21 protein-coding genes are annotated in these 25,392 nt (G+C 66.8%); 8 read left to right on the top strand and 13 right to left on the bottom strand.

The window, feature by feature from the left end; genetic code table 11:
• Positions 1 to 265: 265 nt before the first annotated feature.
• The 3 genes from ACJH6H_RS17615 (at position 266) to epsC (ending at position 3,899) form a co-directional block, all read left to right on the top strand.
• Positions 266 to 2,182, top strand: coding sequence for a potassium transporter Kup (locus ACJH6H_RS17615; protein WP_256445358.1), 1,917 nt, complete (start codon positions 266 to 268; stop codon positions 2,180 to 2,182).
• A gap of 150 nt (positions 2,183 to 2,332) precedes the next feature.
• The gene (gene cysK, locus ACJH6H_RS17620) at positions 2,333 to 3,268 is read left to right on the top strand and encodes a cysteine synthase A (protein WP_212814896.1); all 936 of its coding nucleotides are present in this window, start codon (positions 2,333 to 2,335) and stop codon (positions 3,266 to 3,268) included.
• Between the two features lie 34 nt (positions 3,269 to 3,302).
• Positions 3,303 to 3,899 carry a serine O-acetyltransferase EpsC gene (gene epsC, locus ACJH6H_RS17625; RefSeq protein ID WP_406775447.1) on the top strand — a complete coding sequence of 199 codons (597 nt, stop codon included), beginning with the start codon at positions 3,303 to 3,305 and terminating at the stop codon, positions 3,897 to 3,899.
• 151 nt (positions 3,900 to 4,050) lie between these two features.
• On the opposite strand, the gene ACJH6H_RS17630 is transcribed toward epsC, so the two are convergent.
• From ACJH6H_RS17630 to ACJH6H_RS17655, 6 genes are all read right to left on the bottom strand, one after another.
• The gene (locus tag ACJH6H_RS17630) at positions 4,051 to 5,112 is read right to left on the bottom strand and encodes a sulfate/molybdate ABC transporter ATP-binding protein (protein ID WP_135355824.1); all 1,062 of its coding nucleotides are present in this window, start codon (positions 5,110 to 5,112) and stop codon (positions 4,051 to 4,053) included.
• Between the two features lie 23 nt (positions 5,113 to 5,135).
• Positions 5,136 to 5,948, bottom strand: coding sequence for a sulfate ABC transporter permease subunit CysW (gene cysW, locus ACJH6H_RS17635; RefSeq protein WP_061006466.1), 813 nt, complete (start codon positions 5,946 to 5,948; stop codon positions 5,136 to 5,138).
• Positions 5,949 to 5,979: 31 nt separating this feature from the next.
• On the bottom strand, positions 5,980 to 6,858 hold the full coding sequence (gene cysT, locus ACJH6H_RS17640; RefSeq protein WP_135355825.1) for a sulfate ABC transporter permease subunit CysT: 879 nt from the start codon (positions 6,856 to 6,858) through the stop codon (positions 5,980 to 5,982).
• Positions 6,855 to 7,895 carry a sulfate ABC transporter substrate-binding protein gene (locus ACJH6H_RS17645; protein WP_061006468.1) on the bottom strand — a complete coding sequence of 347 codons (1,041 nt, stop codon included), beginning with the start codon at positions 7,893 to 7,895 and terminating at the stop codon, positions 6,855 to 6,857. The genes cysT and ACJH6H_RS17645 overlap by 4 nt, the downstream gene beginning before the upstream one ends.
• Before the next feature lie 119 nt (positions 7,896 to 8,014).
• Complete coding sequence (locus ACJH6H_RS17650) at positions 8,015 to 8,317, bottom strand: Ms4533A family Cys-rich leader peptide (RefSeq protein WP_374704249.1); 303 nt, start codon at positions 8,315 to 8,317, stop codon at positions 8,015 to 8,017.
• Positions 8,229 to 8,423, bottom strand: coding sequence for a hypothetical protein (locus ACJH6H_RS17655; RefSeq protein ID WP_406775448.1), 195 nt, complete (start codon positions 8,421 to 8,423; stop codon positions 8,229 to 8,231). The genes ACJH6H_RS17650 and ACJH6H_RS17655 overlap by 89 nt, the downstream gene beginning before the upstream one ends.
• Positions 8,424 to 8,535: 112 nt before the next feature.
• On the opposite strand from ACJH6H_RS17655, the gene ACJH6H_RS17660 reads away from it, so the two are divergent.
• On the top strand, positions 8,536 to 10,572 hold the full coding sequence (locus ACJH6H_RS17660) for a glycoside hydrolase family 15 protein (RefSeq protein ID WP_110767782.1): 2,037 nt from the start codon (positions 8,536 to 8,538) through the stop codon (positions 10,570 to 10,572).
• A gap of 60 nt (positions 10,573 to 10,632) precedes the next feature.
• Here ACJH6H_RS17660 and ACJH6H_RS17665 read toward each other — a convergent pair whose 3' ends face one another.
• Positions 10,633 to 11,874: a thioester domain-containing protein gene (locus ACJH6H_RS17665; protein WP_135355826.1), complete on the bottom strand. Its 1,242-nt coding sequence runs from the start codon at positions 11,872 to 11,874 to the stop codon at positions 10,633 to 10,635.
• 317 nt (positions 11,875 to 12,191) lie between these two features.
• On the opposite strand from ACJH6H_RS17665, the gene ACJH6H_RS17670 reads away from it, so the two are divergent.
• The 3 genes from ACJH6H_RS17670 (at position 12,192) to mddA (ending at position 15,954) form a co-directional block, all read left to right on the top strand.
• Entirely contained in the window at positions 12,192 to 13,115 is a 924-nt protein-coding gene (locus ACJH6H_RS17670; protein WP_133427253.1) for a family 2A encapsulin nanocompartment shell protein, read from the top strand.
• Positions 13,102 to 14,925 carry a family 2A encapsulin nanocompartment cargo protein cysteine desulfurase gene (locus ACJH6H_RS17675; RefSeq protein WP_064860927.1) on the top strand — a complete coding sequence of 608 codons (1,824 nt, stop codon included), beginning with the start codon at positions 13,102 to 13,104 and terminating at the stop codon, positions 14,923 to 14,925. The genes ACJH6H_RS17670 and ACJH6H_RS17675 overlap by 14 nt, the downstream gene beginning before the upstream one ends.
• A 267-nt stretch (positions 14,926 to 15,192) precedes the next feature.
• Positions 15,193 to 15,954, top strand: a complete 762-nt coding sequence (gene mddA, locus ACJH6H_RS17680) for a methanethiol S-methyltransferase (protein ID WP_061006473.1) — start codon at positions 15,193 to 15,195, stop codon at positions 15,952 to 15,954.
• Positions 15,955 to 15,973: 19 nt separating this feature from the next.
• Here the strand turns inward: mddA and ACJH6H_RS17685 are convergent, their stop codons facing one another.
• The 6 genes from ACJH6H_RS17685 to lepA all read right to left on the bottom strand — a co-directional run bounded on the left by ACJH6H_RS17685 (position 15,974) and on the right by lepA (position 24,506).
• A complete protein-coding gene (locus ACJH6H_RS17685; RefSeq protein ID WP_406775449.1) occupies positions 15,974 to 17,194 on the bottom strand; it encodes an acyl-CoA dehydrogenase family protein in 1,221 nt (406 codons plus the stop codon).
• On the bottom strand, positions 17,191 to 18,186 hold the full coding sequence (locus ACJH6H_RS17690; RefSeq protein ID WP_406775450.1) for a GNAT family N-acetyltransferase: 996 nt from the start codon (positions 18,184 to 18,186) through the stop codon (positions 17,191 to 17,193). The genes ACJH6H_RS17685 and ACJH6H_RS17690 overlap by 4 nt, the downstream gene beginning before the upstream one ends.
• Complete coding sequence (locus tag ACJH6H_RS17695) at positions 18,183 to 19,760, bottom strand: APC family permease (RefSeq protein WP_406775451.1); 1,578 nt, start codon at positions 19,758 to 19,760, stop codon at positions 18,183 to 18,185. Before ACJH6H_RS17695 ends, ACJH6H_RS17690 begins: the two co-directional genes overlap by 4 nt.
• 111 nt (positions 19,761 to 19,871) lie before the next feature.
• Positions 19,872 to 21,251, bottom strand: a complete 1,380-nt coding sequence (locus ACJH6H_RS17700) for an LLM class flavin-dependent oxidoreductase (protein WP_406775452.1) — start codon at positions 21,249 to 21,251, stop codon at positions 19,872 to 19,874.
• Positions 21,248 to 22,540 (bottom strand): NtaA/DmoA family FMN-dependent monooxygenase, encoded by a 1,293-nt coding sequence (locus ACJH6H_RS17705; protein WP_406775453.1) that lies wholly within the window; start codon positions 22,538 to 22,540, stop codon positions 21,248 to 21,250. Before ACJH6H_RS17705 ends, ACJH6H_RS17700 begins: the two co-directional genes overlap by 4 nt.
• Positions 22,541 to 22,658: 118 nt before the next feature.
• Complete coding sequence (gene lepA, locus ACJH6H_RS17710) at positions 22,659 to 24,506, bottom strand: translation elongation factor 4 (protein ID WP_318985671.1); 1,848 nt, start codon at positions 24,504 to 24,506, stop codon at positions 22,659 to 22,661.
• A 94-nt stretch (positions 24,507 to 24,600) separates the two neighbouring features.
• Here lepA and ACJH6H_RS17715 point away from each other — a divergent pair, with 94 nt between their 5' ends.
• Entirely contained in the window at positions 24,601 to 25,215 is a 615-nt protein-coding gene (locus tag ACJH6H_RS17715) for a type II toxin-antitoxin system PemK/MazF family toxin (protein ID WP_406775454.1), read from the top strand.
• The last annotated feature ends 177 nt before the right edge of the window (positions 25,216 to 25,392 follow it).

The following is a 25,392-nucleotide window of genomic DNA, read 5'->3' on the forward strand; positions in this document are numbered from 1 at the left end:
CGCCGTATGGATTGCGTATAGATCGTGGCGCCGCGCCGACGGCGCCGGTTGACTCGGCCTCATGCGAATTTCCGGGACCACCGATGTCTGAGCTGCTGCAACTGCTGTCGATGATGGCGCTGCCGGCGACGGTGCTGCTGGTGTGCCGGCGCGTCAACCGGCGCAACCCGCCGTCGGGCGCAGTTCGAACCTGACAACACTGCACGGCTACGTCGCCTACGATCCGGACGGTTGGTCAACGATCCGGACGAAGGAGACGCCGCGCGTGGGCACACACCCCGACACCGGTCGCAAGGGGCTGGGAGCGGGCCTGGCCATCAGTGCACTGGGCGTCGTCTTCGGCGACATCGGCACCAGCCCGATCTACACGATGCAGACGCTGTTCAATCCCGATGACCCGCATCCGGTGCCGATCAGCCACGACAACATCTATGGCGTCGTCTCTCTGGTGTTCTGGTCGGTGATGCTGATCGTCACCATCACCTACGTCAGCTTGGTGATGCGCGCCGACAACGACGGCGAGGGTGGCGTCATGGCGCTGATCACCCTGGTGAAGCAGTCGTCGAACAAGCTCGGCAGGCGCACCGCGGCCTTCCTCGCCGCGCTCGGAATCCTCGGTGCCGCACTGTTTTTCGGCGACTCGATGATCACCCCGGCCATCTCGGTGCTGTCGGCCGTCGAAGGCTCGAAGACCATCGACCCGGGCCTTGCCGACTGGGTGGTGCCCATCACCGCGGTGATCATCATCGCGTTGTTCAGCGTGCAGCACCGGGGCACCGCGGTCGTCGGCAAGTTCTTCGGTCCGGTGATGATCGTGTGGTTCACGGTGATCGGCGCCTGCGGCGTCGGCGGCATCATCAGGGAGCCCGAGATCCTGCGCGCCCTGAATCCGCTGTACGCGCTGGGCTTCATGGCGGGGCATTTCCACATCGCGTTCTTCGCGCTGGCCGCCGTGGTGCTGTCGGTGACGGGCGCCGAGGCCCTGTACGCCGACATGGGGCATTTCGGCCGCAAACCGATCACCGTCGCCTGGCTGCTGCTGGTGTTCCCGGCCTGCATGTTGAGCTACTTCGGGCAGGGCGCGCTGCTGCTGCAGAACCCGAACGTCCACGACGCCCCGTTCTTCCTGCTGACGCCCGAATGGGGCCGGCTGCCGATGGTCCTGCTCGCCACCGCGGCAACCGTGATCGCGTCGCAAGCCGTCATCACCGGGGCGTTCTCCGTCGCGGCCCAGGCCGCACACCTCGGCTATCTGCCGCGGCTGCGGATCCTGCACACGTCGGCGTCCACGATGGGCCAGATCTACGTGCCGTGGATCAACAGCATGCTGCTGATCGCGGTGCTGACCCTGGTCTTCGCCTTCCGCAGCTCCGCGGCGCTGGGCTACGCGTACGGCATGGCGGTCACCGGGACCATGACCATCACCACGCTGCTGTTCCTCAACATCGCCCGCGCCAGGTGGAACTGGCCCCGGTGGTCCGTCATCGCAATCGGGGCCCCGCTGCTCACCGTGGACCTGCTGTTCCTCGCCGCCAACCTCACCAAGCTGGTCCATGGCGCCTGGCTGCCGTTGCTGATCGGGTTGATCGCGTTCACCGTGATGACGACGTGGCAGGACGGCCGCGCGGTGGTGACGCGGGCCCGTGACGCCGTCGAAGGCCCGCTGCGGCAGTTCGTGGAATCGATCGTCGCCAGCGATCCCCCGCTGACCCGGGTACCGGGCACCGCGGTGTTCCTCAACCGCGGCATCGAGACCGCGCCGCTCGCCATGCGCGCCAACGTGAAGTACAACCGGATGCTGCACGAGCACGTGGTGGTGTTGTCTCTCGAGACCGCGACGGTGCCGCGGGTCACCGACGGCGCCCGGCTGGCGGTCGACGACCTGGGCTACCGCGACGACGGCATCATCCACGTCACCGCCACCTACGGATACATGGACCGGCCCGACGTGCCCGCCGCGCTGGCGCTGCTCGACTCGACCCGTACCGAGGGGCCGCTGGATCTGGCGGGCGCGACCTATTTCCTGTCGAAGGTCGATCTGGTGATGGGCAAGAAGCCGTCGATGGCCCCGTGGCGCACAAGGCTTTTCATCGGTACGTCCTACATCACATCCGACGCCGCGGCCTACTTCCGGCTGCCTCTCGACCGCACGGTGATCCTGGGATCGCGCATCGAGGTGTGAAATACCCACCCCGGGCTGAAGCGTTGTCGCAAACAGATAGATTTTGTGATGAACGAAACCCTTGACGGGACACCCGCCATTCAGCAGATTCGGCAGGTGCCTGCGCGGGCATCACAATTTCACCAAGCTAGCGCCGACGAGAGGTCACCGATGGGCAAGATCTACGCCAATGTCACCGAACTGGTCGGACGCACGCCGTTGGTCCGGCTCAACCGGTTGACCGAGGGCGCTGGTGCACAGGTTGTGGCAAAGCTGGAGTTCTACAACCCGGCGAACAGCGTGAAGGACCGCATCGGTGTGGCGATCGTCGACGCCGCGGAGCAGTCCGGTGAACTCAAGCCCGGTGGCACCATCGTGGAGGCCACGAGCGGCAACACGGGCATCGCGCTGGCACTGGTGGGCGCGGCCCGTGGCTACAAGGTCATCCTGACGATGCCGGAGACCATGTCCCTGGAGCGGCGCGTCATGCTGCGTGCCTACGGCGCCGAGATCGTGCTGACGCCGGGCTCCGAAGGCATGGCCGGCGCGGTCGCCAAGGCCAAGCAGATCCTTGCCGAGACCCCGAACTCCGTCGCCGCCGATCAGTTCGCCAATCCGGCCAACCCGGCGATCCACGAGAAGACCACGGCCGAGGAGGTCTGGGCCGACACCGATGGTGAGGTCGACATCTTCGTCGCAGGCATTGGCACCGGCGGCACGCTCACCGGTGTCGGGCATGTCCTCAAGTCCCGCAAGCCCGACGTCAAGATCGTCGGTGTCGAACCCGTCGACTCCCCCATCCTCACCGGCGGCCAGGCCGGCCCGCACAAGATTCAGGGCCTCGGCGCGAACTTCGTCCCCGAGGTGCTGGACCGCGCCGTGTACGACGAGATCATCGACGTGGCCTTCCCGGACGCCATCGAGGTCGCGCGGGCGCTGGGCACCGACGAGGGCATCCTCGGCGGCATCTCTGCGGGTGCCAACGTCTGGGCAGCGCTGCAGCTGGCCAAGCGCCCCGAGAACGCCGGCAAGCTCATCGTCGTCATCGTCCCCGACTTCGGCGAGCGGTACGTCTCCACGGCGCTGTACGAGCACATCCGGGACTGACCGGGCGAGCGAAGCGACGGGAAAAGAAACAAAAATGACGCTGTTCGCCGGGGCTCTTTCGACCCTCCGCGAGGACCTGGACAACGCTCGCAGCCACGACCCGGCAGGACGCGGGGACGTCGAGAACGCCCTGGTGTACTCGGGCCTGCATGCCATCTGGTCGCACCGCCTGGCCCACCGGCTGTGGGCGCGGCCGGCCTGGCGCGGGCCGGCGCGGGTATTGGCACAGGTGACCCGATTCCTCACCGGCATCGAGATTCACCCGGGGGCCACCATCGGCCGGCGGTTCTTCATCGACCACGGCATGGGCGTGGTGATCGGCGAGACCACCGAGATCGGCGACGACGTCATGCTCTACCACGGCGTGACACTGGGCGGTCGCAGCCTCAACAAGGGCAAGCGCCACCCCACCATCGGCAACCGGGTGACCGTCGGCGCCGGCGCCAAGGTACTCGGCCCCATCCTCATCGGCGACGACTCTGCCGTAGGCGCGAACGCCGTTGTGACACACGATGTTCCGGCGGACTCCATTGCCACCGGCATTCCGGCGATCGTGCGCCCGCGCACCGAGAAGCAGCGCGAGCCCGCCGTCGACCCGACGACCTACATCGACCCCGCGATGTACATCTGAGCTTCGGCTGGTATTCGGCCCAGTGGCGTTGACCCGGTAACCAGGGTCAACGCCACTCGCGCTTCTACGCCCTGGTTACAGGCTCAACGCAAAACACCGCGGCCGCGCAACCAGTCCGGTTGCGCGGCCGCGGTGCGTGATCCCTTGTGGCTCAGGCCCCGGCGAGGACCGCCTCAACCTCTTGCGTCTGTCCCGCGATCGGCGGGATGCGCGTGGCCCGGACGTACACGGTGTCGCCCTCGAGGAGCTGCAGCGCTTCGGCGTCGCCGCGGGTGATCTGTGCGGTGAACGGCGTGTGGTCCGCCGCGGTCGTCAGCTCGACGCGAACCTCGAAGCCAAGGACGACCACGCGGTCGACCTTGGCCCGCAGCACTCCGGTGGCCGCGACGTCGCCGTCGGCCTGGGAGATGGCCATGTCGGGGTTGCGGCCCACGCGGATGTCGTGGGGCCGCACCAGCGTCCCGTTCAGCGTCGACACCGCACCCAGGAACGACATCACGAACGGGTTGAACGGGCTGTCGTAGACCTCGGTCGGCGACCCGACCTGCTCGATGCGCCCCTTGTTGAGCACCGCGATCCGGTCGGCGACGTCGAGCGCCTCGGCCTGGTCGTGCGTGACGAGCACGGTGGTCACGTGCACCTCGTCGTGCAGGCGGCGCAGCCAGCTGCGCAGGTCGTCGCGGACCTTGGCGTCGAGGGCGCCGAACGGCTCATCGAGCAGCAGCACCTGCGGGTCGACCGCGAGGGCCCGGGCCAGCGCCATGCGCTGACGCTGACCGCCGGAGAGCTGGCTGGGGTAGCGCGTCTGGAAACCGCTGAGCCCCACCACTTCCAGCAGATCATCGACCTTGGCCTTGACCTCGGCTTTGGGCTTCTTGCGGATCTTCAGGCCGAACGCGACGTTCTCGCGGACGGTGAGGTGTTTGAACGCCGCATAGTGCTGGAAGACGAAACCGATGCCGCGCCGCTGCGGCGGCACCCCGGTGACGTCGTTGCCCTTGATGGTGATCGTGCCGGTGTCCGGGGTGTCGAGTCCGGCGATGGCCCGCAACAGCGTGGACTTACCCGACCCACTGGGGCCCAGCAGCGCGGTCAGCGAGCCCTCGGGCACGTCGAAGTCGACGTTGTCGAGGGCCGCGAAGTCGCCGTAGTGCTTGTTGGCACCGCGCACCGTGATGGCGGGCGGGCTGCCCTGCTTCTGCTCGTCACTCATGATCGGTTCTTCCTATCGAAAAGCTATTGTGCCGCCCGGGCACGCCGGGCGTCGAGGATTACCTGCACGATCAGCACGATCACCGCGACGGCCATCAGCACTGTGGACATGGCGTAGGCGCCGTATTCGGCGCCGCGGCTGTACCGGTCGGACACCAGCAGGGTCAGGGTCTGGGATTGGCCGGGCAGGTTGGAGGACACCATGATGACGGCGCCGTACTCTCCCAGCGTGCGCGCGACGGTCAGCACGACGCCGTAGGTCAGGCCCCAGCGGATGGACGGCAGCGTGATCCGCCAGAACGTCTGCCACCACTGCGCACCCAGGGTGGAGGCCGCTTCTTCCTGGTCGGTGCCGAGCTCGTGCAGCACCGGTTCGACTTCGCGGATCACGAAGGGAACCGTGACGAAGATGCTCGCCAGCACGATGCCGGGGAAGCCGAAGATGATCTTGAATCCCCAACTGTGCTCGACGAAGCCGAGCAGTCCGGCCGAGCCCCACAGCAGGATCAGGGCCACACCGACCACGACGGGCGACACCGCGAACGGCAGGTCGATCACAGCCTGCAGGACGCTCTTGCCGCGGAACCGGTTGCGGGCCAACACCAGTGCGGTCGGCACCCCGAACAGCACGTTGAGCGGCACCACGATGGCGACGACGAGCAGCGAGAGCTGCAGCGCGGAAATGGCTGCCGGCGTAGTGATCTGGGTGAAGAACTCGCCGAGGCCGGGTTGGAACGTCCGCCACAGGATCAGGCCGACGGGCACGATGACGAGCACCGTGATGTAGGCCAGCGCCACGTACCGGGCCAGGTAGCGAACCACCGGTGACAATGTCATGCGCGATCCGCCTTCGGCTTCTCGTCTGCCGTCATGCGGCCAGTTCCTGACGCTTGGCCGCCCGCGACCCGATGACCCGCAGCACGAACAGCACGACGAACGAAATCACCAGCAGCACAATCGAGATCGCGGCCGCACCGGTACGGTCGTCGTTCTCGATCAGGGTGCGGATCCACTGCGACGACACCTCGGTCTCGCCGGGCACCGCGCCGCCGATCAGCACCACCGAACCGAATTCGCCGATGGCGCGGGAGAAGGCCAGACCCGCGCCCGACAGCAGTGACGGCAGCAGCGCCGGTAGCACCACCTTGGTGAAGATGACAAAGTTGTTGGCGCCGAGCGACGCGGCCGCCTCTTCGGTCTCCTGGTCGAGTTCGAGCAGGACCGGCTGCACCGACCGCACCACGAACGGCAGCGTGACGAACAGTAGCGCGACGCCGATGCCCCACTTGGTGTGCTGCAGATGAAGGTTCACCGGGCTGGCCGGACCGTAGAGCGCGAGCATCACGAGGCTGGCCACGATCGTGGGCAGCGCGAACGGCAGGTCGATGACGGCGTCCACCAGTCGCTTACCGACGAAGTCGTCGCGCGTCAGCACCCACGCCACCAACAACCCGAAGACCAGGTTGATGAGCGCGACGGCCGCCGACACCTCGAGCGTCACCCGGAAAGAGGCGAGTGCTGAATTCGATGTGACCGCGGACCAGAAGTACCCCCAGCCGCCGCGGGTGGATTGGACCAGGATCGCGGCGAGCGGCAGCAGCACGATGACGGACAGCCAGATGCTCGCCGCGCCCACGCGCAACGACGTCGTGCCCAATGCGTTCCTCACGCCGGGGCCCGGCCCGGACGAGTCACCATTGGACTCGGGCCGGGCCGGGACGCCGTCGAACTGAACAGTGCTTGTCATCCAGTGGCCTGCTTGTAGATCTTGGTGATGCTGCCGTTTTCCTTGTCGAACAACGCCGGATCGACGGTCTTCCATCCACCCAGGTCAGCGATGGTCCACAGCTTCTCCGGCGTCGGGAAGTCCTTGGCGAACTCAGCGGTCACGGCCGGATCGACCGGGCGGAACCCGGCCTGCGCCCACAGCTTCTGGCCGTCCGCGGTGTAGAGGAAGTTCTTCAGCGCGTTGGCCTTGTCCTGGTGCGGGCCCGACGTCACGACAGCCACCGGGTTCTCGATCTTGAAGGTCTGCGGCGGGTTGATGTGCTCGACGTCCTTGCCCTGCCGCTCGACGTTGATGGCTTCGTTCTCGTAGCTGATCAGCACGTCACCGGTGCCGTGCAGGAAGAGGTCGGTGGCTTCCCGGCCCGAACCCGGACGGGTCTTGATGTGCTCGACGACCAGCTGCCGCACGAAGTCGATGCCGGCCTGGGCGTCCTTGCCGCCGTTGCTCTTCACGGCGTACGGCGCCAGCAGGTTCCACTTGGCCGAACCCGAGCTCAGCGGACTGGGCGTGACGACCTCGACGCCCGGCTTGAGCAGGTCGTCCCAGTCCTTGATGCCCTTGGGGTTGCCCTTGCGCACGACCAGCGACACCACCGAACCGAACGGGATGCCCTTCGTGGCGTCGGCGTTCCAGTCCTTGCTGACCTTGCCGGCCTTCACCAGGCGGGTGACGTCGGGCTCCACCGAGAAGTTGACGATGTCGGCGGGGGCACCGGACTCGACCTTGCGCGACTGATCACCGGAGGCACCGTACGACGTGGTCACAGCGACACCCTTGCCCTCAGGGGTGGCGGCGAATGCCGGGATGATCTTGCTCCAGCCGGGCTCCGGCACGGCGTAGGCCACCAGGGTCAGGGTGGTGTTGGCACCCGACTGTGCACCGCCACCGCCGGCGACGTCACTCGCTCCGCCACCGCAAGCGGCGAGCACCGTGGTGCTGGCCACGACGGCAGCGACCGCGGTGGCGGGCCGCCAGTTCTTGATGATCTTGTGCATTGATGGGCCTTCCTTGCTGGTTTACGGATGGACTACCCGTCACACGGCAAGGTGATCGATCAGCACGTGGGCATAGCAGAAGCCGACGCCGATCCCGGAAACCGCGGACGGAAACGGGGTCAGCGACAACAGGCGACGTCAGCAACAGCGCGGGTACCCACGGCAATGAGGGCCAGGATGTGGCCCTCGGTTGTGCCGGACGCTGCGTACATGGCCGGAAGAATATCAGAGGCCGGCTCGTAGCCACTGCTCAGCGAGTCAGCAGCCACGTGACGATGACGAGCACCACCAGCAGCACCAGGATCAGCGTCACCCGTGACTGCGGCAGTCCGTTCACAGTGCGTCCTCCTCGACGTGGCGGGCCCGGTGCAGCAGCGTGATGGAGTAGCCCAGCGCCACGTCGAGCAGCACTGCCAGGCCATATGCGAGTGCCAGCACCACGGGCATCACGATGATCGTCTGCACCACGAACGACAGACCGGACAGCCACAGTTCGAAGCCGTCCCACCAATTCAGAATGCCGTTCATCGATTCTCAGCCTACGGTGTGTGCCCTTTCGAATCGCGCTGGGTCGAATCCGGCAGGGTGCCGTCAGGGCTTTCGGTGGACGGCAACCGCAGATGCAGTCGATGATGTGCGAATGGTGCTGCCACAAACGGACAAGTCGGGCCAATCCAGCGACCCAGGCCACATCCTGGCGAACGGCCACGGGATTCCTCACCTCGCCGCAGCGGGCGACGATTCACTGACCGGCGGTGCGATCTCGACCGCGGTCCGCACGCCGTTTCCGCCGATCGCGGATTACGCCTTCCTGTCCGACTGCGAGAACACCTGCCTGATCTCGTCCGCGGGCTCCGTCGAGTGGATGTGCGTGCCGCGACCGGACTCCCCCAGCGTCTTCGGCTCGATCCTGGACCGCGGTGCCGGCCACTTCCGCCTGGCGCCCTACGGGGTGACGGTGCCGTCGGCGCGGCGCTACCTGCCGGGCTCATTGATCCTGGAGACCACCTGGCAGACGCACACGGGCTGGGCCATCGTGCGCGACGCCCTCGTGATGGGCCCGTGGCACGACATCGAGACCCGGTCCCGCACGCACCGTCGCACCCCGATGGACTGGGACGCCGAGCACATCCTGCTGCGCACCGTCCGCTGCGTCAGCGGCACCGTCGAGTTCGTCATGAGCTGCGAGCCGTCGTTCGATTACCACCGCGAGAGCGCGACGTGGGAGTACTCGGCCGCGGCCTACGGCGAGGCGATCGCGCGGGCCGGCAAGAACCCGGAGGCGCACCCGACTCTGCGGCTGACCACGAACCTGCGGATCGGCCTGGAGGGCCACGAAGCGCGGGCCCGGACGCGGCTGACCGAGGGCGACAAGGTTTTCGTCGCGCTGTCGTGGTCCAAGCACCCGTCGCCGCAGACCTTCGACGAGGCCTCCGACAAGATGTGGAAGACCAGCGAGGCCTGGCGGCAGTGGATCAACGTCGGCGACTTCCCGGACCATCCGTGGCGGTCGTACCTGCAGCGCAGCGCGCTGACACTGAAGGGCCTGACGTACTCCCCGACCGGTGCGCTGCTGGCCGCGAGCACCACGTCGCTGCCGGAAACCCCTCATGGCGAACGGAATTGGGATTATCGGTACTCGTGGATCCGGGACTCCACGTTCGCACTGTGGGGTCTGTACACCCTGGGACTGGACCGTGAGGCCGACGATTTCTTCTCGTTCATCGCCGACGTGTCCGGCGCCAACAACGGTGAGCGACATCCCCTTCAGGTGATGTACGGCGTCGGCGGCGAACGCAGCCTGGTCGAGGAAGAACTGCACCACCTGTCCGGCTACGACTATTCGCGGCCGGTCCGGATCGGCAACGGCGCTTACAACCAGATGCAGCACGACATCTGGGGCACCATGCTCGATTCGGTGTACCTGCACGCCAAATCCCGTGAGCAGATTCCCGAGATGCTGTGGCCGGTGCTGAAAAACCAAGTGGAAGAAGCGATCAAGCACTGGAAGGAACCCGACCGCGGCATCTGGGAGGTGCGCGGCGAGCCGCAGCACTTCACCTCCAGCAAGATCATGTGCTGGGTGGCATTGGATCGCGGCTCGAAACTCGCTGAGCTGCAAGGGGAAAAGTCGTACGCGCAGCAGTGGCGTGCGATCGCCGACGAGATCAAGGCCGACGTCCTGGCCCACGGTGTCGACAAGCGCGGTGTGCTGACCCAGCGGTACGGCGACGACGCGCTCGATGCCTCACTGCTACTGGCGATCCTCACCCGGTTCCTGCCGGCCGACGACCCCCGGGTGCGCGCGACGGTGATGGCCATCGCCGAGGAGCTCACCGAGGAAGGCCTGGTGCTGCGCTACCGCACCGAGGAGACCGACGACGGATTGTCCGGCGAGGAAGGCACTTTCACCATTTGCTCGTTCTGGCTGGTGTCGGCACTGGTCGAGATCGGCGAGGTGAGCCGGGCCCGGCACCTGTGCGAGAAACTCCTGTCGTTCGCCAGCCCGCTGCACCTGTACGCCGAGGAGATCGAGCCGCGCACGGGTCGGCACCTGGGCAACTTCCCGCAGGCGTTCACCCACCTGGCGTTGATCAACGCCGTCGTGCACGTCATCCGCGCCGAAGAGGAAGCCGACAGCAGCGGGGTGTTCCAGCCCGCCAACGCGCCGATGTAGTGAGCGATTTGTGCACGTTTTTCCGCGGTGGCCGCGGAAAAACGTGCACAAATCCCGCGGCTAGAAGGTGAGCTCGAAGTCGATCACGGTCGGCGTCGGCACCGCGAGGGCGACGGGCGTCAGGCTGCTGTCGTGCGCCACCCCGGTGATGACGCGGCCGCCGAAACCATTCTGTGCCGCAGGCACACTCGCGGTGACGGTCACCCGACGGGCACCTGACAGCGGACGCAGGTAGATGTCGCTGCCCGGGACCACGGGGGTGGTGATCGGCTGCCCCGCCGCGTCGACGAGCGTTCCGCCGACTGCGGTGAGCGCGGCCGCGTCGGTGGCCTCGAACCGGAACGGACCGACGACGTCACCGACCACCGCGCGGTCGGCGATGAGCCGCGGCACCACCGTCAGGCTCCGCGCCGCCTCGGCACCGGCGACGAGGTGGTTGTACAGCGCGACAACACGTTCGGCGTTGCGGTAGTTGCCGGATCCATCGAGGGTGAAGCTCACGCCTTCGATGTCGACGAAGGCCCCGCTGTCGGCGATCACCTGCAGCCGGTAGAAGCGGTACCCGCGGTGCTGGCGGCCCGGACGGCTGTCCGACGCGGTGGCCCCGACGCCGATGCCCCGGCGGTGGCGCCCGTAACCGGCCGCGACGTTGAGGCTCGACGCGGCGACATCGCGCCACGACGTCCCGTCGACCGATTTCTGCAGCACCAGCGAGACGGCGGCGTCACTCGTCAGTTCGACCGTGTAGCTGCCCAATTGGGGCTCGCCGTCGAACTCGAAGGTGATGGCACCTGGTTCCGTGGTGACCGCGACCGGCACATTGAGGGGACGGTTGTCCAGGCGCAGGCCGTTGGTGAAATGCCAGATCGCAGCCTGCGTCGCGGCGATGGCCTCGTGCTCGGCCAGGTGCGCGTCACCGCTCAGGTGGCCCGCTCCACGTACCCGGCGGCTCAGCTCGACCGTACCCAGGGTGGGGTACGAGTTGCGGATGATCCAGTCGACCTCGGCCTCGAAGGCGCGCGCCGCCACGTTGGGGACCGCCGACCAGTTCGCGGGCCGGTACTGCGACGGCCGGGTGGGGGCCACGCCGAGGAAGTCCAGCGAGTACGCATCGATGTTCGGGTTGAGCCGGATCAGGTCGGTGCGCGCCGTCGTCCCGTCGGTGAACACCACGGTGTCGACGGTCGGCGAATAGGTGCCGCCGCGGTAGCGGGTCATCCGGGTGATCTCGGCGTCCCGGCGCACGGTCCGGCGGACCGTGACGGCAGTGCGGGTGGGTGCGAGCAGAGAGGAGGAGGGCATTGCGGTGTTGCTTTCTGGAGGCTGTGAACAGCGCGTTTACGTGCACCGCCAGAAGATGGGCGGGCAGAACGCGAAAGGGCCGGCGTCAGAAAATCAACAACAACAACACGGCACGACGAAGCAGCGCCGCATGGGCATGCGCAGTTCTCCGTCGTGGGTCACGCCGCCTACCATACGGCACTCACGCAGAAAAGCCACGGCCGAATTCGTCACAGCAAATCCTTTTCAACCACGCTGCGCGCTAACCCTGTGGAGGCCCCCATAAAGCCGTATCGTGGCCGCCGCATCCCCACCACGACCCGTCGGAGGTAGCCCCCATGACGTCTGCGCAGAACGAATCGCAGGCCCTCGGCGATCTCGCCGCAAGGCAGCTAGCCAATGCCACCAAGACAGTTCCGCAACTGTCGACCATCACGCCGCGATTCCTGCTGCATCTGCTGAGCTGGGTGCCGGTCGAGGCAGGTATCTACCGCGTCAACCGCGTCGTCAACCCCGAACAGGTCGCCATCGCTGCCGAGCAGGGTTCGGGCACCGAGGATCCGCTGCCCGAGACCTACGTCGACTACGAGACCAGCCCGCGCGAGTACACGCTGCGGTCCATCTCGACGCTGCTCGACGTGCACACCCGGGTGTCGGACCTCTACTCCAGCCCGCATGACCAGGTCGCCCAGCAGCTGCGCCTGACCATCGAGACCATCAAGGAACGCCAGGAGTCCGAGCTGATCAACAACCCGGAGTACGGGTTGCTGTCGCAGGTCACCCCCGAGCAGACCATCCAGACGCTGCGCGGCACCCCCACCCCGGATGACCTCGACTCGCTGATCGCCAAGGTGTGGAAGACCCCCGCGTTCTTCCTGACCAACCCGCTCGGTGTGGCGGCGTTCGGCCGGGAAGCGACCCGCCGCGGCGTGCCGCCACCAGTGGTCAGCCTGTTCGGCGCCCAGTTCATCACCTGGCGCGGCATCCCGATCATCCCGTCGGACAAGGTGCCGGTCGTGGACGGCAAGACCAAGTTCATCCTCGTCCGCACCGGCGAGGAGCGACAGGGCGTGGTCGGCCTGTTCCAGCCGGGTCTGGTCGGCGAGCAGGCCCCGGGCCTGTCGGTCCGCTTCACCGGCATCAACCGGTCGGCCATCGCGTCCTACCTGGTCACGCTGTACTCGTCGCTGGCCGTGCTCACCGACGACGCGCTGGCGGTCCTCGAGGACGTCGGAGTGGACCACTTCCATGAGTACAAGTGATTTGGGACCAGGCCCAGACCAGCCACTGAGCGAAGCCGACTTGTCGGCGCTGGCCAGTCAACTGTTTGCGACCAGCTTCCGGCCGGGTCCGGACAGTCCGCCGGTGACCACCCAGGTGGCACCGCGCGGGGTGGCTCCGGATGCAACCACCGGGACGTCGGCGGCCGCCACCGCGGCCGGTCTGGCCCACCCGGGCACGCCGGGCGAGTTCGTCTCGGTGCCAGAGCTTTTCGCGCCGGCCCCGACTTCGCCTGGGCCGGAAGGGATTCCGCCGGGCACGGCGCCGGTCGCGCCGCGGGGTAACGCGGTGAGCCCGGTCGCACCGTTCGGCGGGTTGGAGGCGTTCGCGGTGCCGTCGGGTCTGGTCCCGACGGTGCCGGGGGTACTGGCTTCGGCTCCGCCGTCGGCTCCCCCGGCTCCGCGCGGCAGTGCTCCGACGTGGCCCGGTGCCGTCCCCACGGTGCCGCAGCTGAATTGGAGCGGTGCGCCGGCGCCGTCGTCAGAGGATGCCGGGAACTACTACTTCCTGCAGTCTCCGGCCGTTGCTCCCGAGCCTGTCGAACCGGTGCCGTCCATCCAGGACGACCACGAGGTCTTCGACGTCCACGCGATCCGCGCCGATTTCCCGATCCTCAAGGAGACGGTCAACGGCAAGCCGCTGATCTGGTTCGACAACGCGGCGACGACGCAGAAGCCGCAGTCGGTCATCGACCGGCTGGCGTACTTCTACGCCCACGAGAACTCGAACATCCACCGGGCCGCGCATGAGCTGGCGGCGCGGGCCACGGATGCCTACGAGGATGCCCGCGAGGCGGTCCGGCGGTTCCTCGGCGCGTCGAAGACCGAAGAGATCATCTTCGTTCGCGGCACGACCGAGGCCATCAACCTGGTGGCGCACTCGTGGGGTGGCAAGCACCTGGGCCCGGGTGACGAGATCGTCATCACCCACCTGGAGCACCACGCCAACATCGTGCCGTGGCAGCTGATCGCCAAGCAGACGGGCGCGGTCATCAAGGTCGCACCCGTCGACGATGCCGGTAACCTGCTGCTCGGTGAGTTCGAGGACCTGCTCGGTCCGCGGACGAAACTGGTTGCGGCGACGCAGGTTTCGAATGCTCTGGGCACGGTGACGCCGGTCAAGACGATCGTCGAACTGGGCCACCGTTACGGGGCGCGGGTGCTGATCGACGGTGCGCAGTCCGTCCCGCACATCCCGATCGACGTCGCCGAACTCGGTGCGGATTTCTTCGTGTTCTCCGGGCACAAGATCTTCGGGCCGACGGGCATCGGGGTGTTGTACGGGCGCGAGGACGTGCTGGCCGAAACCCCGCCCTGGCAGGGTGGCGGCAACATGATCGCCGACGTGACGCTGGAGCGCTCGGTGTTCCAGGGGCCGCCGAACAAGTTCGAGGCCGGCACCGGCAACATCGCCGATGCCGTCGGGCTCGGTGAGGCCATCCGGTACGTGGAACGCATTGGCATCGAACGGATTGCGGCCTACGAGCACGCTCTGCTGGAATACGCCACCCCGCGGTTGGCGGCCGTTCCGGGGGTGCGGCTGGTCGGCACGGCCGACGAGAAGGCCAGCGTGCTGTCCTTCGTGTTGGCCGGGCACGAACCACTCGAGGTGGGCAAGGCGCTCAACGCCGAAGGCATCGCGGTGCGGGCCGGGCATCACTGTGCCCAGCCCATCCTGCGGCGCCTGGGACTCGAGGCGACGGTGCGTCCGTCGTTCGCGTTCTACAACACGTTCGAGGAGATCGACGTGTTCATCGACGCGGTCCGCCGCATCGCGGAAGGTTCGCCCTAACCCGCACGAGCAGTCACGAAAACCCCCAGTTTTCCGCGGAAAACTGGGGGTTTTCGCGTATGTCCGGCCAGGAATATATTGGAAGAGTGACCAGGGGCTGCGGCGCCGGGTGTGACGTCACGGACCGGCGGTCTGCCGGCCCCTCCCCTCTCGTTGAGCCCAATCGTTTCCCACCTCCAGGCCGCGCCTAGGGCTTCCCCGACACTGCGTGCGAGTCGACCGGTGCGGACGGCGTCACCGGAACATTTCCGAGAATCGGAGGACAGGATGAAGCGCTATCTGACATTTGGTTACGGCGCGCTGTGTTACGCGGTGTTCCTGGCCTCGTTCCTCTATGCCGTCGGCTTCGTGGGCAACATCGTGGTGCCCCGCACCGTGGACCACGGCATCACCGCATCGATCGGCGAGGCGGTGGTGGTCAACCTGATCCTGCTCGGCCTGTTCGCGGTGCAACACAGTGTGATGGCGCGGCCGGCGTTCAAACGGATGTGGACACATATCGTGCCGCCGTCCGTCGAACGCAGCACCTACGTCCTGCTGTCGAGCCTGCTGCTGGGACTGCTCTACTGGCAGTGGCGGACCATGCCACAGGTCATCTGGCACGTCTCCGCGCCGGCCGGGCGCTACGTGCTGCTGACGCTGTTCTGGGCCGGCTGGGCGATCGTGCTGACGTCGACGTTCATGATCAACCACTTCGATCTGTTCGGGCTACGGCAGGTGTACCTGGCATGGCGCGGAGAGCCCTACCGCGACTTGGCTTTTCGTACCACGCTGTTCTACCGCGTGGTCCGGCATCCGATCATGGTCGGCTTCATCGTGGCGTTCTGGGCCACCCCGACGATGACGGCGGGGCACCTGATGTTCGCGCTCGCCACGACCGGGTACATCCTGATCGCGATCCAGCTCGAGGAGCACGATCTGGTGGCCGGCCTGGGCGACTCGTATCGGAACTACCGCGCCGAGGTGCCGATGCTGATCCCGGGGCTGCACCCGCACCAGCACTCGGCAGGACCGCGCCACGCGGTCTGACCCCACGGCGACGGGCCGCCTAATTGCCTTGTCCCCCACGACCCAGCGCGGCGAAATCGGGCACCGGATCGGTGCCGTTGATGAGGTGATCGCCGAGGATGCGTGCCTTGTACACCCGCGGGTTGTGTGAGGCCAGCGTGCGGGCGTTGCGCCAATGCCGGTCCAGCCCACGCTCTTCGGACACCCCGGATGCGCCGAGCGCGTCGAAGATCGTCGTGGTGGTGCGCAGGGCGGCCGCGATGATCACGAGTTGTGCCTGGGACACGGCGACTTCGGCCGCGATCAGCCGCCGCCGGGCGCCGTCGTCATCGCCGGCGATCCGGTCCAGCGCCTCGCCGGCCTTGGCAAGGGCGGCTTCCGCCGCGAACGCATCGGCGGACACCTCGCCGATGACGGCGAGCAGCTGGGCGTCGTCGGAGGGCACCGCGGTCAGCCCCTGGGGGTAGTTGCGCTTGCGGCCGATCAGCGCCGCCGATCCGTCGCGCAGCGCCGCCCGGGTGATTCCGGTCAGCACCGACAACATCGCGATCTGGTAGAAGTGGCCCTGATAGGCGAACCGTTCGGCGGCCGGAAACACGTCTCCGCGCTCGGCTCGCACGCGCTCATAGCGGGCGGTCCCGCTGGCCGTGGTGCGCTGGCCGAATCCGTCCCAATCGTCGACCAGAGTGACCCCCGGACCGTCGGCCCGCACCAGGGCGGTGAGCAGTTCGCCGTCATCACCGCGGCCGAGCACATCGAGCCAGTCGGCGTAAAGACTGCCGGTGGCATAGAACTTTGTGCCCGTCACCCGGTAGTGATCCCCTTCGGTGGCGACGGTGGAGACCAGGTTGGCGAGCGTGACGTTGTTGGCTTCGGTCCAGCCGCCGCCGACGAATTCGCCGGCCCGGAACCGATTGATCCAGATGTCGTTGGTGTCCGAAACCGGCGCATTCAGCCGGTCCTCGACGAAGGCCAGATGGTTGCGCCAGATGTGCGCGACGTTGGCATCGGCCTCACCGAGGTCGGCCAGCAGTAGGAAGACCTGCTGCAGTGAGGCCCCGAAACCGCCGCGGTCCACCGGGATTCGCAACGTGCCGAACCCCGCCTCGTTGAGCAGGCTCACCTGCTCGTGCGGGAAGGTACGGGTGCGTTCGCGTTCCAGGTTGGCCTCGGCGACCTTGGCGAAGGCCGGTGCGAAGTGCGCCCGCAGTTCGCCGAGGTCGGCGGTGGCGGTCTGCAGATAGGTTGTGGCGGAACTCATTTGGCGCCCCCTTCGGCGTCGATGCGGTACGCGGATTGGTGTTCGACCACGCCGTATCCCAGTCGGGCATACAGCAGATGCGCCTTGCTCGCATTGTTGATATCGGTGCCCAGGGACGCGATCGACAGCCCGCGCCGCAGCGCGGCGAGCCAGATCTTGCGGAGCAGGAACTCACCGATACCGCGTTTGCGTTGATCCGCGCGCACGCCGATGTAGTCGGTGTGCGCGCTGCGCTCCTCACCACCGCCGGTCCGGTGGGTGTAGGTCGACCCCAGCACGTACCCGACCACCTCGCCCGCGCCGTCGACCACCGCGCTACTGAAATCCGGTGTGAAGGAACGGCTCTCGATGTGATGGGCAAAGGCTTCCGGCGTCTTCGACATGTTGTCGAAGTGTTCGAGGAACGTGTCGAACTGCAGGGTGCGCACCTGCTCGGTCAGGCCCCGCTCGATCACCTCCGGCCAGCTCAACAACGTGAGGCCGGGCAACGTCAGCGCCTGCAGATCGTCGATGTCTTCGGCATCGAGGGGCTTGCGGGTCCTGATGAAGCGGCCTTCCTCGGTGGCGCCGAGCCGGATGAGGGCGTCGAGGGCGGTCCGCTGCGTGGGCCCGATGAAGCTGCGCAGGAACGCTTTCGGTACCCCGGCGGATTCCCGTGCGAACCTGGCGACCACCGCCGCAACGGTGTCGTCGACGATGGGGCGTGCTGTGGCCGGGTCGAAGACGAAGTCGGCCAGGAACTCCGGCGCCTGCCCGTGCGGCTCATGCAGCGCCGCGTAGCCCCGTACGTGCTGCGCTTCGTCGCGCACGACCAGCAGCGCGCCGGGAAGAGTGTCGTCGAATTGTTCGGCGACATCGCGGGAGTCGGCCGCGAACTTCCGGCCGGCGATGCCGACGGTGGTGGCCAGAAAGTCGGCGATCAGTGCGTGATCGATAGGCGTCGCCGGCGTCACCGTCCAGCTGGTGACGCCGCGTTCTGCGGCCAGTGTCATGGTGCGACGGGCTCCTTGTCTCGTTGCGACTCAGTGTCCTTGTCGGCGCTTTCCTCATCGGCCTTCGCCTCATCGGCACTCGGCTGCGGGGCCCCGTGATCGAGCACCTCGAGGATGCCCGCGTCGATAAGCCGCTGCTGCTCGGCTTCGGACAGCGTCTGAATGCTGCCGATCCGGCGTGCGACCTCTGGCTTGGCCCGCTTGAGATACCAGTACCAGGCCAGCCCGGTCAGCAGGATGCCCCCGTAGATCAGCGGCAGGATGTTGAACGGGAACTTGGGCGCGGGATAGAAATTGCTGAAGATGACGTATCCGATGGCCAGCGTCGCGGCCACCGAGACGACCAGTCGTAAGGGCGTCAGCGCCCGAATCTTGTACAGCCAGATCGGCGTTGCGACGACGACCAGCAGATAGCTGACGAGGAAGCCCCAGTTGGCCACGAAAGCGCCGTAGACGTCGAACACCACGCGGCCGGCCGAGCTCACGGTGGCCACGACGGAGAAGACGAAGGACAGCACTCCGATGAAGGCGATGCCGACCCACGGTGTCCTGTACCTGGGGTGCACCTTGGTCAATGCGGCCGGCAGCGCGCCCTCGTGTGCGAAGGTGAACAGTGACCGCGCCGCGGCGGTGGTCACCGCGGTGACGAACACGATGAACGCGATCGCCACCGTTCCGCTGACGACCTGGTTTACCCAATGCACGCCGGTAGAGTCCGCGAGCTGCGGCAGGATCGCCTTGTCACCGTCGATCGAGTTGAAGTGCAGGATCTGCGGATAGGTCGACACAACGTAGAGCACGCCCAGCAGCAGCACCACCCGCAGCAGCGAGCGGGCGATATTGCGGTGTGCGTCTTTGGCTTCCGCGCCGAGAGACGCGACACTCTCGAAGCCGGCGTATGAACCGACGGCGGATACCGCGGCGATGAAGGTGGTGCTGCTGCCAAGGTGTGCCGGGTTCCACTGCTCCCAATCGACGCGGAAACCGTAGCCCACGTACGCGGCGACGATGATCACCAGAATCGACGCGATCGCGATCAGTTCAAAAACCAGCTCGTACTTCGCTGCGATCGAGACGCCGCGGAAGGGCAGATAGGTCGCCACGCCGACGATGATCACCACCAGCAGGAGACGGAACCACGTTGCCTGCGAACCCAATCCGATTGATTCAAGGAACGAGTCGAGGTAGACGACACCGCCGAGGGTTCCCGTGGTGGCGAAACCGATGTAACCGATCAGCAGGCTGAATCCGGCGGCATACGCGAAGCCGGGTCCGAGTCCGTTACCGGCATAGGTGCCCAGCGACCCGGAGGACACCGTGCGCTTGGCCTGGAAACTGATGGTCGTTGCGATCAGCACGGTGATGCCCAGGCCGACGAGCACTGCCCACGTCGCGCCCTTACCGGCGGCCACGAACAGCGCGAACGGGACGGATGCCAACGCGACGCTGGGCGCCGCGGCGGCCAAGCCCTGCGCGAAGACCCCCCAGAATCCCAATGCGTCGCTCTGCAGCCCATGGTCTTGTGCGGAGGCCAGCCCGCGACCGGCCAGCTCTATGCGATTCGGTGTGGACACGAGCGCCCGCCTTTCCACCGTACGGATCGCGTAATGCTTTGCCGCACAGTTCTTTACCGGATGATTTTGTTGTTGTTCACCTTGCCGGATGAGCACTCGAACCGGCAGCGATCAAATCGACGGGATTCTTTGACGGCGGAACGCGGCGCCCGGATGATCGTCGGGCAGGAGCGCGGAACCGCCGAAGATCTGTTGCCGCAGTGTGCCCGACTGACCGGCTTCCCGCGCCCGTCCACGCTTGCGCAGTTCGGGAATGAGGTATTCGGCGACATCGGCGAAGCTGCCGGGGGTGATGTGATACGCGATGTTGAACCCGTCGACGCCGGCGCGCTCCGCGTACTGCTCCAGGTCGTCGGCGACGGTTCGGCCCGAGCCGACGAACAGTGCGCCGCCGAAACCGCCGAGCCCACCGGCGTAGTCGCGCAATGTAAGACTTTGGCGGGCAACGGGATCGGCGACAGCGGCCAGGATCGACCGGCTCGCGTCGGTATCGAACTGTTCGATCGGCCGGTCCACGCCGTGGTCGGACCAGTCGACACCCGACAGCGCTGACAGCAGCACCAGACCAGCTTCGAGATCGTGATAGCCCGCCAGTTCGTCGGCCTTCGCCCGTGCGGCGGCATCGGTGCTGTCGGTGACGACCTCGACCGAGGTCAGAAACTTGATGGCGTCCGGACGCCGCCCGTATTGCACTGCGCGGCGCCGGATGTCGGCGATGTTGGCGCGCAGCACATCCGGTCTGGGATCGCTGGCGAACACCAACTCGGCATTACGTGCCGCGAATTCCCTTCCCGCCGGCGATGTTCCAGCCTGGAACAGGACGGGAGTCCGTTGCGGGGACGGTTCGACCAGATGGGCGCCCGGCACGCTGAAGTAGCGGCCCTGATGCCCGATGGGATGGACCTTGCCGGCGTCGGTGTAGACGCCGCGGTCACGGTCGCGCAGCACCGCTCCGGGCTCCCAAGACCCCTCCCACAACTTGTAGGTGACCTCGAGGAATTCTTGAGCCATCGCGTACCGCTCGTCGTGCGGAATCTGGCGGTCGCGTCCGATGATGTTGCGGGCGGCGCTGTCCAGCAGCGAGGTGACGATGTTCCACCCGATCCGGCCACCCGTGAGGTGGTCGAGCGTACTGAACTTGCGCGCCAGCAGGTACGGACTCTCGTACGTGGTGGACACGGTGATACCGAACCCGAGATGTTCGGTGGCGGCCGCCATCGCCGACACCGCAAGCAAGGGATCGGTGACGGGCGTCTGCACCGCGCCGGTCAGGGCCGCCTTCGCGCTGCCGCCGAAGACATCCAGCTGGCCGACCGCATCCGCGATGAAAAGCAGGTCGAAGCCACCGGCATCCAGCAGCTGCGCGAGTTCCACCCAATACCGGAGGTCGGTATACCGCGACGTCTGATCCTGCGGGTGCCGCCACATCCCGAAGTTGCCGTGCGACACCGTCGACATCGTGAAACCGGCCAGGACGAAGGGCTCTGTCATCGAGCGGGGACCTCCAGCCCGAGATGCGATCGCAACGTCGTGCTCGCGTACTCGTGGCGGAACAGGCCGCGCTTGCGCAGCACCGGCACCACCTGGTCGACGAACAGCTCGGCCTGACCGGGCAGGCCGGAGTCGCGGAGGACGAAACCGTCTGCGGCGCCTTGGGTGAACCACTCCTCGAGTTCGTCGGCGATGCGCTCCGGGGTGCCGACGACGCCGGCGCCCCAGCCGTTGACGGTGCGATACAGGAAGTCCCGCACCGTCGGGCTCTCCGCGGCCAGCGCGCGGTATCCGGCCAGCGCGGTCTGGTGCGTCTGTGTGGATTCGGGGAACGCCGAGGCGGGCACGGGTCCGTCGAGGTCGGCGCCGACGACGTCGACTTCGACCTCGAGCAGCCAGGCTGCTTGATACTCGGGACTGAAGTACTCGTACTCGTCGCGTTCGGCGCGGCGCGCCTCGTCCTCGGTCGAGCCGATGACGTAGCGGAACGACGGGGTGATCAGCGGTGGTGTGCGGCGGCCGAGACGCCGGGCCTCCTGGTGGATTTGCCGGTAGAACTCTTGCGCCCGTTCGCGATTGCCGTGGCTGGTGAAGATGACCTCGGCGTGCTGGGCAGCGAAAGTCCTCCCGGTGGTCGACGCTCCGGCCTGGAAGATCACCGGCTGGCCCTGCGCGGAGCGCGACGCACCCAGCGGGCCCGTCACATCGAAGTACTTGCCGTGATGAGCTGCCGCACGAATCGTGTTGACATCGTGGAACACTCCCGCGGCCCGGTCCTCGATGATGGTGTCCTCACCCCAGCCGTCCCAGAGTTTGCGGACCACGTCGAGCGCTTCTTCGGCGATCGCGTAGCGCTCGTCGTGGTCGACGACGCCGTTCGCGCTGAAGTTGTCGGCGGCCGCGCGAGCGAAGCTGGTCACCAGATTCCACCCGGCTCGCCCGCCGCTGAGGTGATCGAGCGAAAGCAGCTGCCGCGCCAAGTGGAAAGGATGCTGCAGCGTCGCCGAGCCGGTGACCACCAGACCGATGTGGTCGGTCACCGACGACAGCGCGGCCGTCGCGGTCAGTGGTTCGAAGTCCTCGGGAATCTTGTAGGCCCAGGTGGCCGGCGGCCCGTAATTCAGCCCGTCGGCGAAGAACAGTGCGTCGAAGGTCCCCGCTTCCGCCAGCTGCGCGTGCTTGATCAGCCGGCGCCGCACACCCGCGGTGCTGTTGTCCGCCTCGGGATGCCGCCACGGTCCGGCGGAACGGGTGTTGCCGAAGGCCAGAAGGTGAAGTTCTTTCGACACACCATGCAAGCTACGACTCGATGCGCCCGGCACCCAGGTTTGCACTCAGAACGATGCGAAGCTCTCGCGATTTGTGCACGATTTTCCGCGGTCACCGCGGAAAATCGTGCACAAATCCCTACTTCTTGGGCTTGTCTCCGGCAGCATCAGTTGATAGCGCGGCCACGAAGGCCTCCTGCGGAACCTCAACCCGGCCAATGGTTTTCATGCGCTTCTTGCCCTCCTTCTGCTTCTCGAGCAGCTTGCGCTTACGGGTGATGTCACCGCCGTAGCACTTGGAGAGCACGTCCTTGCGGATGGCCCGGATGTTTTCGCGCGCAATGATTCTCGAGCCGATCGCGGCCTGCACCGGGACCTCGAACTGCTGACGCGGGATCAGCTCCTTGAGCTTCGTCGTCATCTTGTTGCCGTACGCCGACGCCGAATCCTTGTGCACGATGGCGCTGAACGCGTCGACGGCCTCGCCCTGCAGCAGGATGTCGACCTTCACCAGATCGGCTTCCTGTTCGCCGGCCTCTTCATAGTCCAGCGACGCGTAGCCGCGCGTGCGCGACTTCAGCGAGTCGAAGAAGTCGAAGATGATCTCGCCGAGCGGCATGGTGTAGCGCAGCTCGACGCGCTCCGGGGACAGGTAGTCCATGCCCTGCAGTTCACCGCGGCGGGACTGACAGAGCTCCATGATGGTGCCGATGAACTCGCTGGGCGCGATCACCGTCGTCTTCACGACGGGCTCGAAGACGCTGCGCACCTTGCCTTCCGGCCAGTCCGACGGGTTGGTGACGACCATCTCGGTGTTGTCGTCCTTGATCACCCGGTAGACCACGTTGGGCGACGTGGAGATCAGGTCCAGGTTGAACTCGCGCTCGAGGCGCTCGCGGGTGATCTCCATGTGCAGCAGACCCAGGAAGCCGCAGCGGAAGCCGAAGCCAAGGGCCACAGAGGTTTCCGGCTCGTAGGTCAAGGCCGCGTCGTTGAGCTGAAGCTTGTCGAGGGCATCGCGCAGGTTCGGGTAGTCCGACCCGTCGACGGGGTACAGGCCCGAGTAGACCATCGGCTTGGGCTCGCGGTAGCCCGTCAGCGCGTCGGTCGCGCCCTTGCGGGCCGTCGTCACCGTGTCACCGACCTTGGATTGACGGACGTCCTTCACGCCGGTGATGAGGTAACCCACCTCGCCGACGCCGAGACCCTCGGAGGCCTTGGGCTCGGGCGACACGATGCCGACCTCGAGCAGTTCGTGAGTCGCACCGGTCGACATCATCGCGATCTTCTCGCGCGGGACGATCTTGCCGTCCACCACACGGACGTAGGTCACCACGCCGCGGTAGATGTCGTAGACCGAGTCGAAGATCATCGCGCGGGTCGGGGCATCCGGGTCGCCGGTCGGTGCCGGGATCTGGCGGACGACGGCGTCGAGCAGCTCCTTGACGCCCTCACCCGTCTTGCCGGACACCCGCAGCACGTCGGACGGCTCACAGCCGATGATGTGCGCGATCTCACCCGCGTAGCGGTCCGGGTCGGCGGCCGGCAGGTCGATCTTGTTGAGCACCGGGATGATCGTCAGGTCGCGGTCCAGCGCCAGGTACAGGTTGGCCAGGGTCTGCGCCTCGATGCCCTGCGCGGCGTCGACGAGCAGCACGGCGCCCTCACAGGCCTCCAGCGCGCGCGACACCTCGTAGGTGAAGTCCACGTGGCCCGGGGTGTCGATCAGGTGCAGGACGAACTCCTCGTCACCGACCTTCCAGGGCAACCGGACGTTCTGCGCCTTGATCGTGATGCCGCGCTCACGCTCGATGTCCATGCGGTCCAGGTACTGCGCGCGCATCGACCGGTCGTCGACGACGCCGGTGAGCTGCAGCATGCGGTCGGCCAGGGTGGACTTGCCGTGGTCGATATGGGCGATGATGCAGAAGTTCCGAATCTGCGCCGGCGCAGTGAACGTCTTGTCGGCGAAACTGCTGATGGGAATCTCCTGGTGACGATGGGTCTGCGCGTATCACGCGCGGCTACCAGGGTATCTAGCGAGGACCCCGGCGACTAAATCGCGGCCCGGAAACTCCCTTATGCTCGATGCCATGGCGTCGCAGTGGAGGACGTTCCAGCGTCTGGCGGAACAACTGGTGTTCAACGAGGCGCCCAAACTCATCCGCACCTTGCAGCAGCCTGACGGACTGTCCCGGACCATTCAGCAGGGCATCCGGTTCGGCATCGAGGTGGGCCTGACGGCGCTCGGCGCCGTCCCGACGGAAACGCAGGCGGCCATCACCGCCGGGCGCCCGATCACCGAGAACATCGTCCCCACGGCGCACCGCGCCCGTCGCATCGTCTACTCCCCCGACCTGGACGGCCAGGCCGACCCGGGCGAGATCGTCTGGACCTGGGTCGTCTACGAAGACGACCCGACGCGCGGCAAGGACCGCCCGGTGCTGGTCGTGGGCCGCGACCGCAGCACCTTGCTGGGGCTGATGCTGTCCAGCCAGGACCGCCACCAGGGCGACGCCGACTGGGTGGGCATCGGTTCGGGCAGCTGGGACTACGAAGGTCGCGCCAGTTGGGTGCGCCTCGACCGCGTGCTCGACGTGCCCGAGGAAGGCATCCGCCGCGAAGGCGCGATCCTCGACCGCGAGAAGTTCGAGATCATCGCCGCCCGCCTCCGCGCCAGCTACTCCTGGCGCTAGGCCCGAGCCCCCTCTCCCGCTAGCCCCACTTCCCGCGAGCGGCCATTGCTCCTATGTCAAGCAGCGAGTGCTGTTTCGGGTTTTTGGTGTGATCGGTTGAGGTGCAGGTCGGTGTGGAGGCTGCGGTAGACGGTTCGGCTGAGGTGGCGTTTGAGGCATCGTAGGGCTTCTTTGGTG

Source organism: Mycobacterium sp. SMC-21, from assembly GCF_045310825.1.
In the GTDB taxonomy this organism is placed as follows: Bacteria; Actinomycetota; Actinomycetes; order Mycobacteriales; family Mycobacteriaceae; genus Mycobacterium.

Excerpts from the sequence above, each read along its gene's own strand:
- cysK (WP_212814896.1), top strand. The coding sequence starts at position 2,333 with ATGGGCAAGATCTACGCCAATGTCACCGAACTGGTCGGACGCACGCCG.
- epsC (WP_406775447.1), top strand. The coding sequence starts at position 3,303 with ATGACGCTGTTCGCCGGGGCTCTTTCGACCCTCCGCGAGGACCTGGAC.
- ACJH6H_RS17630 (WP_135355824.1), bottom strand. The coding sequence starts at position 5,112 with ATGAGTGACGAGCAGAAGCAGGGCAGCCCGCCCGCCATCACGGTGCGC.
- cysW (WP_061006466.1), bottom strand. The coding sequence starts at position 5,948 with ATGACATTGTCACCGGTGGTTCGCTACCTGGCCCGGTACGTGGCGCTG.
- cysT (WP_135355825.1), bottom strand. The coding sequence starts at position 6,858 with ATGACAAGCACTGTTCAGTTCGACGGCGTCCCGGCCCGGCCCGAGTCC.
- ACJH6H_RS17645 (WP_061006468.1), bottom strand. The coding sequence starts at position 7,895 with ATGCACAAGATCATCAAGAACTGGCGGCCCGCCACCGCGGTCGCTGCC.
- ACJH6H_RS17650 (WP_374704249.1), bottom strand. The coding sequence starts at position 8,317 with ATGGCCTGGCAGTGCTGCTCGACGTGGCGCTGGGCTACTCCATCACGC.
- ACJH6H_RS17655 (WP_406775448.1), bottom strand. The coding sequence starts at position 8,423 with ATGAACGGCATTCTGAATTGGTGGGACGGCTTCGAACTGTGGCTGTCC.
- ACJH6H_RS17660 (WP_110767782.1), top strand. The coding sequence starts at position 8,536 with ATGGTGCTGCCACAAACGGACAAGTCGGGCCAATCCAGCGACCCAGGC.
- ACJH6H_RS17665 (WP_135355826.1), bottom strand. The coding sequence starts at position 11,874 with ATGCCCTCCTCCTCTCTGCTCGCACCCACCCGCACTGCCGTCACGGTC.
- ACJH6H_RS17670 (WP_133427253.1), top strand. The coding sequence starts at position 12,192 with ATGACGTCTGCGCAGAACGAATCGCAGGCCCTCGGCGATCTCGCCGCA.
- ACJH6H_RS17675 (WP_064860927.1), top strand. The coding sequence starts at position 13,102 with ATGAGTACAAGTGATTTGGGACCAGGCCCAGACCAGCCACTGAGCGAA.
- mddA (WP_061006473.1), top strand. The coding sequence starts at position 15,193 with ATGAAGCGCTATCTGACATTTGGTTACGGCGCGCTGTGTTACGCGGTG.
- ACJH6H_RS17685 (WP_406775449.1), bottom strand. The coding sequence starts at position 17,194 with ATGAGTTCCGCCACAACCTATCTGCAGACCGCCACCGCCGACCTCGGC.
- ACJH6H_RS17690 (WP_406775450.1), bottom strand. The coding sequence starts at position 18,186 with ATGACACTGGCCGCAGAACGCGGCGTCACCAGCTGGACGGTGACGCCG.
- ACJH6H_RS17700 (WP_406775452.1), bottom strand. The coding sequence starts at position 21,251 with ATGACAGAGCCCTTCGTCCTGGCCGGTTTCACGATGTCGACGGTGTCG.
- ACJH6H_RS17715 (WP_406775454.1), top strand. The coding sequence starts at position 24,601 with ATGCTCGATGCCATGGCGTCGCAGTGGAGGACGTTCCAGCGTCTGGCG.